Below are 13382 nucleotides of genomic sequence, written 5' to 3' on the forward strand. Positions count from 1 at the left end.
GATGGCCGTCCACCCACTCGGCCCACACACACAAACGGAAGCGAGACTTCACCACCGTGACTGCTCTGACTCTCAGCACTGCCGGCGCGGCGACGCTCCGCGCCGACGCCCTCGTCGTCGGCGTCGCGAAGGGCCCCAAGGGTCCGCTGGTGGCCGCCGGCGCCGAGGCCGTGGACAAGGCGTACGACGGTAAGCTCGCCGGCGTTCTCGAAGCGCTCGGCGCCTCGGGTGCCGAAGGCGAGATCACCAAGCTGCCGGCTCCGGCAGGCCTCAAGGTCCCGGTCGTGCTGGCGGTGGGGCTCGGCTCCGTCCCGGAGAAGGACGAGTCGTTCGACGAGGAGGTGCTGCGCCGCGCCGCCGGCGCCGCCGCCCGCGCGCTGCACGGCAGCAAGAAGGCCGGCTTCGCCCTCCCGCTGGAGGACGCCTCCGCCGTCACCGCCGTCGCCGAGGGCGCGCTGCTGGGCGCGTACGCGTTCACCGCCTACCAGGGCGGCGAGAAGAAGGCCGGCAACGGCAAGGACTCCGGTCCGAAGCAGCCGCTCGCCGAGGTGGCCCTGCTGGGCGCCAAGCCCCGCGACAAGGAGCACAAGGCCGCCTCCGAGCGTGCCGCTGTCGTCGCCGCCGAGGTCAACGTCGCCCGTGACCTGGTGAACACCCCGCCGAACGACCTGACCCCCGAGGCCTTCGCCGCGGTCGCCTCCGCGGCCGCGAAGGAGAACGGCATCAAGGTCCAGGTGCTGGACGAGAAGGCCCTGGTCAAGGGCGGCTACGGCGGCATCATGGGCGTCGGCAAGGGCTCCGAGAACCCGCCGCGCCTGGTGAAGCTCACCTACACGCACCCGAAGGCGGAGAAGACCCTGGCCTTCGTCGGCAAGGGCATCACCTACGACTCGGGCGGCATCTCCCTGAAGCCGGCCGGCCACAACGAGACGATGAAGTGCGACATGGCCGGCGCCGCCGCCGTCTTCGCCTCCGTCGTCGCGGCCGCGAAGCTGGGCCTGAAGGTCAACGTCACCGGCTGGCTCGCGCTCGCCGAGAACATGCCGTCCGGCTCCGCCACCAAGCCGGGTGACGTCCTGCGCATGTACAGCGGCAAAACCGTCGAGGTCCTCAACACGGACGCCGAGGGCCGCCTGGTCCTCGGTGACGCGCTGACCAAGGCCTCCGAGGACAACCCGGACGCGATCGTCGACGTCGCCACCCTGACCGGCGCCATGGTGCTCGCCCTCGGCGACCGCACCTTCGGGATCATGGCGAACGACGACGCCTTCCGCACCTCGATCCACGAGATCGCCGAGGAGGTCGGCGAGTCCTCCTGGCCGATGCCGCTCCCCGCGGAGCTGCGCAAGACCATGGACTCCCCCACCGCCGACATCGCGAACATGGGTGTCCGCATGGGCGGCGGCCTGGTGGCCGGCCTCTTCCTGCAGGAGTTCGTCGGCGAGGGCATCACCTGGGCCCACCTCGACATCGCCGGCCCGGCCTTCCACGAGGGCACGCCGCACGGCTACACCCCCAAGGGCGGCACCGGCTCGGCCGTGCGCACCCTGGTGCGGCTGGCCGAGCGCACCGCCACGGGCGACCTGGGCTGACAGCCCGGATGTGAGACGCGACGCACCCCGGGTCCCGGTCAGGGCCCGGGGTGCGTTCGGCTTATGGCGAAACGCCGGGGAACCGTACGTTTCTACGCATCGGTAACCCTCGCCTCGGACAGAACCTCCGTCCACAGTCCGGGCCCGGCGTCCCGCGTTCCCCCGACAAATGCGAAGATGGGTTCTCGGCAGGACAGGGCCCCCACCACAGGGCCGAAGAAACAAGCGGCCGATTACCAGCCGCCGCCCGGTCACAGAGGACCGGTGCCCGGCGCACATGCATGGAGGACGTGACGTGGCGAACGACGCCAGCACCGTTTTCGACCTAGTGATCCTCGGCGGTGGCAGTGGCGGTTACGCCGCGGCGCTGCGCGCATCCCAGCTGGGTCTGGACGTTGCCCTGATCGAGAAGAACAAGCTCGGTGGCACCTGCCTGCACAACGGCTGCATCCCCACGAAGGCTCTGCTGCACGCGGGCGAGATCGCGGACCAGGCTCGTGAAGCCGCCCAGTTCGGTGTCAAGGCCTCCTTCGAGGGCATCGACATCGCGGGGGTCCAGAAGTACAAGGACGAGGTCATCTCGGGCCTGTACAAGGGCCTGCAGGGCCTGGTCGCCTCCCGCAAGGTGACCTACATCGAGGGAGAGGGCCGCCTCTCCTCCCCGACTTCCGTCGACGTGAACGGCCAGCGCATCCAGGGCCGCCACATCCTGCTGGCGACCGGCTCCGTGCCGAAGTCCCTGCCGGGCCTGAACATCGACGGCAACCGCATCATCTCCTCGGACCACGCGCTGGTCCTGGACCGCGTGCCCGAGTCCGCGATCGTCCTGGGCGGCGGCGTCATCGGCGTCGAGTTCGCCTCGGCGTGGAAGTCCTTCGGCTCGGACATCACCGTCATCGAGGGCCTCAAGCACCTCGTGCCGGTCGAGGACGAGAACAGCTCCAAGCTGCTGGAGCGGGCCTTCCGCAAGCGCGGCATCAAGTTCAACCTCGGCACCTTCTTCGACAAGGCCGAGTACACGGAGAACGGCGTCCGCGTGACGCTGGCCGACGGCAAGACCTTCGAGGCCGAGGTGCTCCTGGTCGCGGTCGGCCGCGGTCCGGTCTCGCAGGGCCTGGGCTACGAGGAGCAGGGCGTCGCGATGGACCGCGGCTACGTCCTGGTCGACGAGTACATGCAGACCAACGTGCCGACCATCTCGGCCGTCGGTGACCTCGTCCCGACCCTCCAGCTCGCGCACGTCGGCTTCGCCGAGGGCATCCTGGTCGCGGAGCGTCTGGCCGGTCTCAAGACCGTCCCGATCGACTACGACGGTGTCCCGCGCGTCACCTACTGCCACCCCGAGGTCGCTTCCGTCGGCATCACCGAGGCCAAGGCCAAGGAGATCTACGGCGCGGACAAGGTCGTGGCCCTGAAGTACAACCTGGCGGGCAACGGCAAGAGCAAGATCCTGAAGACCGCGGGCGAGATCAAGCTCGTCCAGGTCAAGGACGGTGCCGTGGTCGGCGTCCACATGGTCGGTGACCGGATGGGCGAGCAGGTCGGCGAGGCCCAGCTGATCTACAACTGGGAGGCCCTGCCGGCCGAGGTCGCGCAGCTCATCCACGCGCACCCGACCCAGAACGAGGCGCTCGGCGAGGCCCACCTGGCCCTGGCCGGCAAGCCGCTTCACTCCCACGACTAATCGTCACGGGCGCGACGACCACTTCCGCACATTCGTTAGGAGCAACTGAAACCATGTCGGTTTCCGTAACCCTTCCGGCGCTCGGTGAGAGCGTCACCGAGGGCACTGTCACCCGCTGGCTGAAGGCCGAGGGCGAGCGCGTCGAGGCCGACGAGCCGCTGCTCGAGGTGTCGACCGACAAGGTCGACACCGAGATCCCGTCGCCCGTCTCCGGCATCCTGGCCTCCATCAAGGTCGCCGAGGACGAGACCGTCGAGGTCGGCGCCGAGCTGGCCGTCATCGACGACGGCTCCGGCGCCCCGGCCGCTGCTGCGGCTCCGGCCGCCGAGCCGGCCGCTGCCGCCCCCGTCGCCGAGCCGGCCCCCGTCGCCGAGGCCCCCGCGGCCCCGGCTCCGGTCGCCGAGCCGCCCGCCGCCGCTGCCCCGGCCGCGTCCGGCACCGATGTCGTGCTCCCCGCCCTGGGCGAGTCCGTCACCGAGGGCACCGTCACCCGCTGGCTGAAGCAGGTCGGCGAGTCCGTCGAGGCCGACGAGCCGCTGCTCGAGGTCTCCACGGACAAGGTCGACACCGAGATCCCCGCGCCGGTCTCCGGCACGCTGCTGGAGATCCGGATCGGCGAGGACGAGACCGCCGAGGTCGGCGCCGTTCTGGCCGTCATCGGTGCCGCCGGTGCCGCCCCCGCGGCCGCCCCGGCCGCCCCGGCCGCCGCCGCCCCGGCTCCGGTCCAGGCTGCCGCTCCGGTCGCCGCCCCGGCTCCGGTCGCGGCCGCCCCCGCCGCTGCCGCCCCGGTCGCCGCTCCGGCCCCCGTGACCGCGCCGGCTCCCGTGGCCGCTCCGGCCCCGGTCGCCCCGGTGGCTCCCGCCGCGCCGGTCTCCGCCGGTGACGAGGGCGCGTACGTGACCCCGCTGGTGCGCAAGCTCGCCTCGGAGTCCGGCGTCAACCTGTCCGCGGTCTCGGGCACCGGTGTCGGTGGCCGCATCCGCAAGCAGGACGTCCTGGCCGCCGCCGAGGCCGCCAAGGCCGCTGCCGCCGCCCCGGCGCCGGCCGCTGCCGCTCCGGCCGCCAAGGCTCCGGCCGCCGCGGTCTCCGAGCTGCGCGGTCAGACGGTCAAGATGACCCGCATGCGCAAGGTCATCGGCGACAACATGATGAAGGCCCTGCACTCGCAGGCTCAGCTCAGCTCCGTGGTCGAGGTGGACATCACCAAGATCATGAAGCTGCGCGAGAAGGCCAAGGGCGCGTTCCTGGCCCGTGAGGGCGTCAAGCTCTCGCCGATGCCGTTCTTCGTCAAGGCCGCTGCCCAGGCGCTGAAGGCCCACGCGGTCGTCAACGCCCGGATCAACGAGGACGAGGGCACCATCACCTACTTCGACTCGGAGAACATCGGCATCGCCGTGGACTCCGAGAAGGGCCTGATGACCCCGGTCATCAAGGGTGCCGGTGACCTCAACCTGGCGGGCATCTCCAAGGCGACCGCCGACCTGGCCGCCAAGGTCCGCGGCAACAAGATCACGCCGGACGAGCTGTCGGGCGCGACCTTCACCATCAGCAACACCGGCTCGCGCGGTGCGCTGTTCGACACGGTCATCGTGCCCCCGAACCAGGTCGCCATCCTGGGCATCGGTGCCACGGTGAAGCGCCCGGTGGTCATCGAGACCGCCGAGGGCACCAACATCGGCATCCGCGACATGACGTACCTGACCCTGTCCTACGACCACCGCCTGGTGGACGGCGCGGACGCGGCCCGGTACCTCTCGGCCGTCAAGGCGATCCTCGAGGCCGGCGAGTTCGAGGTCGAGCTCGGCCTGTAAGGCTCACCGCACAGCAGCAGCTGTCGCACACGGCGCCCCCGTCCGGGATCTCCCCGGGCGGGGGCGCCGTCGTCGTCCCGCCTCTGCTCAGCGCCGTGATCAGCCCGGTCGTGGGCGGTTCCCTGTAACCAGCCTCACCCGGCGTCCCTGACCGGGAACGCATCGCGTCGGCCTACTCCGCCGTATTGTCTACGCATCAGCCCCGGACCACCCCTGCACCCGCACCCAGGAGATGAACCGCCGATGATCACCCCACCCGTCGTGCACTCGCTGCGCGAGCAGATCCGCGAGCACATCGTGGAGGGGATCGTCAGCGGGCGCTGGAAGCCCGGTGAGCGGATCGTCGAGCGCCGGATCGCCGTGGAGCTGGAGGTCAGTCAGACGCCCGTACGGGAGGCCCTGCGCGAGCTGGAGACCCTGCGGCTGATCGAGTCGGCGCCGAACAAGGGCGTGCGCGTACGGAACCTCTCCGCGGCCGACCTGGAGGAGATCTACCCGGTCCGGGCCGGTCTGGAGCAGATCGCGGCCGAGCTGGCCGCGCCACGGCTGGCGGCCGACTGCTCGGCGCTGGAGCCGCACGTGGCGGCCCTGTGGGAGGCCGACCGCACCGAGGACGGGACCGCGCAGGTGAGGCACACCGTCGGGTTCCACCGGGAGATGGTCCGGGCGGCCGGGAACAGCGTGCTGCTGCACACCTGGGAGAGCCTGGGCATCGAGGTGTTCACGGCCCTGTCCATCCGCTGGCTGGGAACCGTCCAGAAGTCCTACGCCGAGGAGCACGAGGCCCTCGTCGAGGCCTTCCGCAGTCAGGATCCGGACATCGGTCTGCTGGTGAAGCGGCACGTCCTGGGGTGCGCTCCGAGGGCGTGATCCGCTCGAGATCCGCCCGTTTCACCCCCATTTGACCGGCACCGCGTGCCTTTCTTGCTGGCACGCGGTGCCGACTTTCGTCAGATGGACGTTTCTTTGTCACTTTTATTTGATCGATCATCGATCAGCGATTTACAGTCGTCGCGGACCTCAACCAGGTCCACCGACCCTGTCCTGCCCGTCAGGGATTTTTTCACCACCTCTCCATTACCCGGAAGGCGGCGCACAGCGATGTCCGACCCCGTAGGAAAGCTTCCGAGCGAGCTCGACCAGCTCCCGGACCGCGACACCGAGGAGACCGCCGAGTGGGCGGCCTCCCTCGACGCCGTCGCCAAGGCCGCCGGTACACGCCGGGCCGAATACCTGCTGCGTCGCACCCTCCAGCACGCCGAGGCCGCCGGCCTCGCGCTCCCCAAGCTGCTGGAGACGGACTACGTCAACACCATCCCCACCGCCGCGGAGCCCGAGTTCCCCGGTGACGAGGAGATGGAAGCCAGGATCACCGCCTGGAACCGCTGGAACGCGGCCGCCATGGTGACCCGCGGCTCCAAGTACGGCGTCGGCGGCCACATCGCCACCTTCGCCTCCGCCGCGTGGCTGTACGAGACCGGCTTCCAGCACTTCTTCCGCGGGAAGGAGGCCGACGGATCGGGCGACCAGCTCTACATCCAGGGCCACGCCTCCCCCGGCATCTACGCCCGCGCCTTCCTCGACGGCCGGATCTCCGAGCAGCAGCTCGACAACTTCCGCCAGGAGTCCGGCGGCAACGGCCTGCCGTCCTACCCGCACCCGCGGCGCCTGCCGTGGCTGTGGGAGTTCCCCACGGTCTCCATGGGTCTCGGCCCGCTCTCCGCGATCTACCAGGCGCGCTTCAACCGCTACCTGCAGAACCGGAGCATCAAGGACACCGCCAACTCGCACGTCTGGGCCTTCCTGGGCGACGGCGAGATGGACGAGCCCGAGTCGACCGCCGCCCTGGCCCTCGCCTCCCGCGAGCAGCTCGACAACCTGACCTTCGTCATCAACTGCAACCTGCAGCGCCTCGACGGTCCGGTCCGCGCCAACTTCCGCGTGGTCCAGGAGCTGGAGGCCCAGTTCCGCGGCGCCGGCTGGAACGTCATCAAGTCGCTGTGGGGCTCCGCCTGGGACGAGCTGTTCCAGCTCGACACCACGGGCGCCCTGGTACGCCGCCTGCGCGAGGTACCGGACGCGCAGTTCCAGACGTACGCGACCCGCGACGTGGCCTACATCCGCCAGCACTTCTTCGGCGCCAACGCCGAGCTCGTGCAGCTGGCCGGCGTGCTCTCCGACGCGAAGATCGCCGAGTGCTTCCACAGCTCCCGCGGCGGCCACGAGCCCCGCAAGGTCTACGCCGCGTACAAGGCCGCCCTGGAGCACAAGGGCGCGCCGACGGTCATCCTGGCGCAGACCGTCAAGGGCTACACGCTGGGTGCCGGGTTCGAGTCGAAGAACGCGAACCACCAGATGAAGAAGCTGACGATCGACGAGTTCAAGGACATGCGTGACCTCCTTGGCCTCCCGATCCCCGACAGCGCCTTCGCCGACGGCGTCGTGCCCTACGGCCACCCGGGCGCGAACAGCCCCGAGGTGCAGTACCTGAACGAGCGCCGCGCGGCGCTCGGCGGCCCGGCCCCGGCCCGCAAGGTCAAGCAGGTCGCCCTGCCGGCTCCGGCCGACCGTTCCTTCGCCCCGCTGCTCAAGGGTTCCGGCAAGCAGGAGATGGCCACCACCATGGCCTTCGTCCGCCTCGTCAAGGACCTGATGCGGGACAAGGAGACCGGCAAGCGCTGGGTGCCGATCGTCCCCGACGAGGCGCGCACCTTCGGTATGGAGTCCCTCTTCCCGTCGGCCGGCATCTACTCGCCCCTGGGCCAGACGTACGAGCCGGTCGACCGCGACCAGCTCATGTACTACAAGGAAGCCAAGGACGGCCAGATCCTCAACGAGGGGATCACCGAGGCCGGCGCCATGGCCGACTTCATCGCCGCCTGCACGTCGTACGCGACGCACGGCGAGCCGATGATCCCCTTCTACATCTTCTACTCGATGTTCGGCTGGCAGCGCACCGCCGACCAGATGTGGCAGCTCGCCGACCAGCTCGGCAAGGGCTTCATCGTCGGCGCCACCGCCGGCCGCACCACCCTGACCGGTGAGGGCCTGCAGCACGCGGACGGCCACTCGCACCTGATCGCGTCCACGAACCCGGCGTCGCTCAACTACGACCCGGCCTTCGCGTACGAGATCGCGGTGATCGTCAAGGACGGTCTGCGCCGGATGTACGGCGAGCAGCCCGAGGACGTCTTCTACTACCTGACGGTCTACAACGAGCCGAAGGTGCAGCCCGCGATGCCCGAGGGCGTCGAGGAAGGCATCCTCAAGGGCCTCTACCGCTTCAACACGGCGGCGGACCTGGCGGAGGCGGCCCCGGCCGCCGACGCCCCCAAGGTCCAGCTGATGGCCTCCGGTACGGCGATCCACTGGATCCTGGAGGCGCAGAAGCTGCTGGCCGCCGACTGGAACGTGTCGGCCGACGTCTGGTCCGCCACCTCCTGGGGCGAGCTGCGCCGCGACGCGCTGGAGTGCGACGAGGCGCTGCTGCGCGGCGAGGTGCGCACCCCGTTCGTCACCCGCGCGCTGGAAGGCGCCCAGGGCCCGGTCCTCGCCGTCTCCGACTGGATGCGTCAGGTCCCGGACCAGATCAGCCAGTGGGTGGAGCAGGACTACGCCTCGCTGGGCACGGACGGCTTCGGTCTGTCCGACACCCGTGAGGGCGCCCGCCGCCACTTCGGCGTCGACGCCCAGTCGATCGTGGTGGCCGCGCTGGCCCAGCTCGCCCGCCGCGGCGAGGTGCCGGCGTCCGCCGTCAAGGAGGCCCGGGAGCGCTACGGCCTCTGAGCCGTACGGATCCGACCGTGAGGCGGCCCACCCTTCGGGGCGGGCCGCCTCACGGCGTTTCAGCCCGCTTCCTGCTTCGTCTGCCGGGTCGGCGTCCGGCGGGTCAGGAGCGTGCGCAGGGACTGCAGGCCGGCGGCGAGCGCCTCTCGCTCCGCATCGATCTCGGCCTGCTCCCGCTCGGCGTCCTCGCGCAGCCGCTCGACCTGCTGGTGCGCCCCGGCCACCAGCTCGCCCGCCTGGCGCCGGGCCGTCTCCACGGTCTGGCGGGCCCGGCGCTCGGCGTCCACGAAGAGGCTCTCGGCCTCCAGACGCAGCTCCTCGGCGCGGTGCTCGATCTCCGCGAGGCGCTTTTCGGCCTTGGACTGGCGCGAGGCCAGGTCGCGCTCGGACTGCTCGCGGCGCTTGGCCAGGTTGGTCTCGAAGTCCGCGGCGGCCTGCGCGGCCCTGGCCCGGGTCTCCTCGAACAGTGCTTCGGCCTCCTCGCGCTTGGCCGCGGCCTCGTTCAGGGCCTGCCGGGCCGTTGCCTCCGCCCCCTGGACCCAGACCCTCAGGGTCTCGGCCGCTTCAGCACTCCTGCTCGCCTCGGCAAGCTTGCCTTCGGCCTCGTGGGCGGCGGCGGCCGCCCGCTCCTCCCGGACCCTGACCCGATCGAGGACCTCCTGCGCCTCGGCCCGCCAGGCCGCCGCGTCCTGCTCCGCCTGCGTCCGCACCCGGGCGGCCTGCGCCTCGGCGTCCTCGGTCACGAACCTGGCCAGGGCCTGTGCGTCGGCGAGGGCCTGGACGACCTTCGTCTTGTCCTCCCGCGTCACGGTGGACGGCCGGCGGTATTCGGTCAGGGAGGCCCGCAGCTCGGTGATGACCTCCGCCGCGCCGGCCGGCCGGTCCCCGGGGTTCTTGGCGAGCAGCCGCATCACCAGCTCGGTGACCCGCACCGGGACCCCGGTCACGGCCTCGGCGAGCGGCAGCGGGGCCTCGTTGATCTGCTGGTAGAGCAGCCCGTGCGCGGTGGCCGACACGAAGGGCGGCCGTCCTGCGAGCCCCTCGTACAGGAGGCAGCCCAGGCTGTAGAGGTCGGCGCGGTGGTCGATCCTCCGGTCGCCGCGGCATTGCTCGGGGGACATGTACTGCGGGGTGCCGAGCCCGGCTCCGGTGGCGGTCAGCTCCGCGACCCGCAGGGTGTCGCCGAGGAACTTGGCGATCCCGAAGTCCAGGACCTTGATCACGCCGCCCTCGGTGAGGACGACGTTCTGCGGTTTGATGTCCCTGTGGACGATGCCCCGCTGGTGGGCGGCGGAAAGAGCGGCCGCGATCTGGGCGGCCCAGTGCACGACGTCGTACCAGGGAACGGGAGCGGAGTCCCGGAAGGCCGCCGCCAGTGTCCGGCCGTCGAGGCGCTCCATGACCAGATAGAGGGTGCGGCGGCCGACCAGCAGGGTCTCACCGCAGTCGTGGACGGTCACCGTGTGCCGGTGCGGAAGGTTGGCCGCCGAGCGCACCTCGTGGGTGAAGCGCTGCTCGACCTCCGTCGAGGCCATACCGGGCACGGTGTGCACAAGTTTCGCCGCGACCGGTCGCAGCATCCGTACGTCCTGGGCGCTCCACACCTCGCCCATGCCGCCCCCGCCGAGGCGTTCCTCCAACCGGTATCTGCCTTCGAGTAATTCGCCCCGCATCAGAACCCCTCCCGCCCCTGCGTTCCGTGATCCGAGTATGCGGCCGGAGGATCGCGCTCCGGTCCCCGGTGTACGGCCGAGAAGGTGGGACAACCGGCCGTTGGCCGTATGCGCGGTGGCGGTGCGGGGGTCGACCCGTGATGCTGGGACCGTGATGGACGAGACGGAGTTCTGGGAGATCGTGGACCGTACCCGCGAGGCCGCCGACGGCGACCCCGAGGAACACGCCGAGCTGCTCGTGGAGCGGCTGGCCCAGCTCGACCCGGATTCCGTCCTCGACTTCGCCCGTCACTTCGAGTCGCGCTACAACCGGGCGTACACCTGGGACCTGTGGGGTGCGGCCTGGGTGCTGCTCGACGGGGCGAGCGACGACGCCTTCGACTACTTCCGCTGCTGGCTGATCGGGCAGGGCCGCGAGGTCTTCGAGGGCGGCGTGCACGATCCGGACCATCTCGCGGAGCTCCTGGGCGAGTTCGACGAGGAGATCGACGGGGACGGCGAGGAGCTGGGGTACGCGGCCGACGAGGCGTACGAGCAGCTGACCGGGGCGGTGGCACCCGACCTGGGCGTCCCCCTGCAGGCGGCGGAGCCGGAGGGCGCCCCGCTGGACTTCGAGAACGAAGCCGTGCTCGCGGAGCGCTTCCCCCGGCTGTGGGACCGGTTCCGCGCTTGATCAGTAGTGGGTGCCGCCGTCGATGCGGATCTCCGTACCGGTGATGAAGGCGCCGTCCTCGGAGCCCAGCATCGCGACGACGCCGGCCACGGTGTCGGGACCGGCGAAGCCCTGGCCGAGGGCCGGGGCGAGCTTGGCGAACAGGCTCCAGTCGGTGTCCTCGGGCAGGCCCGGGCCGTTGCCGGTGGTCATGCCGGACTCGATGGAGCCGGGCGCGACGGAGACGAAGCGCAGGCCCTGCTTGCTGTACTCGGCGGCCAGCGCGTGGGTCATGGACTGGATGCCGCCCTTGCTGGCCGCGTAGGCGGACATGTAGGGGTGCGCGAAGGACGCCGAGGTGGAGCTGAAGTTCACGACGGCCGGCCGGTCGCCCGCCAGCAGGGCCGGCAGCGACTCGCGGATCATCAGGAAGGTGCCGGTCAGGTTGACCCCGATGACCTGGTTCCAGAGGTCGAGCGTGGTCTGGTGGGTGTGCGCGGAGCGCAGGATGCCCGCGGCGTTGACGAGCACGTCGATCCCGCCGAGGGCGAGCGTCGCGGCGGCCACGCCCTCCTTGACCGCGTTCTCGTCGGATATGTCGAGGACGGCGGTGGTGAGCCGGTCCTGGTGGCCCTCGGCGGCCGCGCGGTCGGCGGTGGCCTTCAGGCCGGCCTCGCTGACGTCCACGGTGTGGACCCGGCCGCCCTCGGCGAGGATGCGGTGGACGGTGGCCCGGCCGATGCCGGAGCCGCCGCCGGTGATGAGGACGCGACGTCCTTCGTAACGGTTCATGGCGCGAGCGTACCGAAGGAGTGGCACGTTTTGCCATGCTGTCAGAAAATGCCACTGCCGGGATGCGCGGCAGGTACGCTTCACCCCGTGAGATCCCCTCGCCCGTACTCCCCCCAGGCCGGCCCCGGAGCCCAGTCGCTGACCGAGCGCCGCAAGGCCGCCACCCAGCTCGACATCGCTCGCGCGGCCTGCGAACTCTTCGCCGAACACGGCCCCGACGGCACCACCGCCGAGGACATCGCCCACCGCGCCGGGGTGGCACTGCGCACGTTCTACCGCTACTTCCGCAACAAGCAGGAGGCGGTGGCACCGCTGCTCGCGGGCGGCGGTGACGCCTGGCGCGCGCTGCTCGCCGAGGAGGACCCCGGCACGCCCCTCGCCGAGGCGCTGGAGCGCGCCGTCACCCGGTCACTGAGCGAAATGCAGGCGGTCGAGGAGGGCCTGGAGGTGACCCGGGGCCTGCTGCGCGCGGCGGCGGGGGACCAGGCCCTGCGGGCCGTCTGGTATCGCGTGAACCAGGACTCCGAGGAGCACCTGGTCCCGGTCATTGCCCGACTGGCCGGACCGGACGCCGATCCGCTGGAGGTCCGCCTGCTCGCCGCGGCGGCCACGGACGCGATCCGCGTCGCACTGGAGCTGTGGTCGACCACCGACGCACCGGTCTCGGGCCCCGGCTCCCCCGCCGAACTCGCGGTCCGGTGCCTGCGCGACCTCACCGGCGCGATGCCCCTGCTGCGCTGAGTTCAGCGCGGCAGGGGCATCGGCCCGGACCCGCGGTCCTACGTGTCGTACGCGCACTGCGCGTGCTGTGCGTGCTGTGCGTCCTCAGGCGTGCCGCGCGTCCCGGCCGGTCTCAGTGACCGCCGCCCCAGCCGCTGCCGCCGCCGTTGCCGCCGTCGCCTCCGCGACCACCGCTCCAGCCGCCGTTGCCGCCGTCGCCGCCGTTCCCACCGTCGCCGCCGCGTACGCCGCCCCAGCCTCCGTCGCCACCGCGACCGCCGTCGCCGCCTCGACCGCCGCCCCAGTCGTCGTGGTTCCAGCCCCAGTCACCGTTGCCGCCGCGACCGGAGTCGTTCCAGTTCGAGTCACGCCAGTTCGAGTCGTTCCAGTTGTTCCAGTAGTGACGTCCGCCGTTGCCGCCGACTCCGCCGTCGTCCCAGCACCAGCTCGGACGGTCACGCCAGTCCCGGTTGCAGCATTCGTCCCAGCGCCAGTCGCGCCAGTTGTTGTCCGAGCACCTCCAGCTGCCGCCCCCCGTGACAGCGCCGGCCGACGCGGTGACGGTGCTGGCCGACGCGCTGCCGACCGGCATCAGGCCGATCGCGGCTCCGGCCGCCCCCGCCAGGCATGCTGCAACGATCCTTCGGCGCATCTTCATGCACCTCCGTACGT

Annotated in this window: 10 protein-coding genes; 7 read left to right on the forward strand and 3 right to left on the reverse strand. The window is 71.2% G+C overall.

Annotation, left to right across the window (positions count from 1 at the left end; translation table 11 throughout):
- Window positions 1–56: 56 nt before the first annotated feature.
- The 5 genes from OG472_RS14970 (at window position 57) to aceE (ending at window position 8873) form a co-directional block, all read left to right on the forward strand.
- The gene (locus tag OG472_RS14970; RefSeq protein ID WP_401601392.1) at window positions 57–1592 is read left to right on the forward strand and encodes a leucyl aminopeptidase; all 1536 of its coding nucleotides are present in this window, start codon (window positions 57–59) and stop codon (window positions 1590–1592) included.
- 295 nt (window positions 1593–1887) lie between these two features.
- Window positions 1888–3276 carry a dihydrolipoyl dehydrogenase gene (gene lpdA / locus OG472_RS14975; protein WP_030707524.1) on the forward strand — a complete coding sequence of 463 codons (1389 nt, stop codon included), beginning with the start codon at window positions 1888–1890 and terminating at the stop codon, window positions 3274–3276.
- Window positions 3277–3329: 53 nt separating this feature from the next.
- Window positions 3330–5087: a 2-oxoglutarate dehydrogenase, E2 component, dihydrolipoamide succinyltransferase gene (sucB, locus tag OG472_RS14980; protein WP_405941530.1), complete on the forward strand. Its 1758-nt coding sequence runs from the start codon at window positions 3330–3332 to the stop codon at window positions 5085–5087.
- A 246-nt stretch (window positions 5088–5333) separates the two neighbouring features.
- Window positions 5334–5957, forward strand: coding sequence for a GntR family transcriptional regulator (locus OG472_RS14985; RefSeq protein ID WP_319725692.1), 624 nt, complete (start codon window positions 5334–5336; stop codon window positions 5955–5957).
- 231 nt (window positions 5958–6188) lie between these two features.
- Window positions 6189–8873, forward strand: coding sequence for a pyruvate dehydrogenase (acetyl-transferring), homodimeric type (aceE, locus tag OG472_RS14990; RefSeq protein WP_405941531.1), 2685 nt, complete (start codon window positions 6189–6191; stop codon window positions 8871–8873).
- Between the two features lie 59 nt (window positions 8874–8932).
- Here the strand turns inward: aceE and OG472_RS14995 are convergent, their stop codons facing one another.
- Window positions 8933–10546 carry a protein kinase domain-containing protein gene (locus tag OG472_RS14995; RefSeq protein ID WP_405829815.1) on the reverse strand — a complete coding sequence of 538 codons (1614 nt, stop codon included), beginning with the start codon at window positions 10544–10546 and terminating at the stop codon, window positions 8933–8935.
- A 154-nt stretch (window positions 10547–10700) separates the two neighbouring features.
- On the opposite strand from OG472_RS14995, the gene OG472_RS15000 reads away from it, so the two are divergent.
- Complete coding sequence (locus OG472_RS15000) at window positions 10701–11219, forward strand: DUF4240 domain-containing protein (RefSeq protein ID WP_351295812.1); 519 nt, start codon at window positions 10701–10703, stop codon at window positions 11217–11219.
- Here OG472_RS15000 and OG472_RS15005 read toward each other — a convergent pair whose 3' ends face one another.
- Window positions 11220–11990, reverse strand: a complete 771-nt coding sequence (locus tag OG472_RS15005; protein WP_405829816.1) for an SDR family NAD(P)-dependent oxidoreductase — start codon at window positions 11988–11990, stop codon at window positions 11220–11222.
- Between the two features lie 87 nt (window positions 11991–12077).
- On the opposite strand from OG472_RS15005, the gene OG472_RS15010 reads away from it, so the two are divergent.
- Complete coding sequence (locus tag OG472_RS15010; RefSeq protein WP_319725640.1) at window positions 12078–12731, forward strand: TetR family transcriptional regulator; 654 nt, start codon at window positions 12078–12080, stop codon at window positions 12729–12731.
- Between the two features lie 112 nt (window positions 12732–12843).
- On the opposite strand, the gene OG472_RS15015 is transcribed toward OG472_RS15010, so the two are convergent.
- Window positions 12844–13368: a hypothetical protein gene (locus OG472_RS15015; protein WP_401601404.1), complete on the reverse strand. Its 525-nt coding sequence runs from the start codon at window positions 13366–13368 to the stop codon at window positions 12844–12846.
- Between the last annotated feature and the right edge of the window lie 14 nt (window positions 13369–13382).

It is taken from the genome of Streptomyces sp. NBC_00207, from assembly GCF_045160965.1.
Taxonomy (GTDB): domain Bacteria; phylum Actinomycetota; class Actinomycetes; order Streptomycetales; family Streptomycetaceae; genus Streptomyces.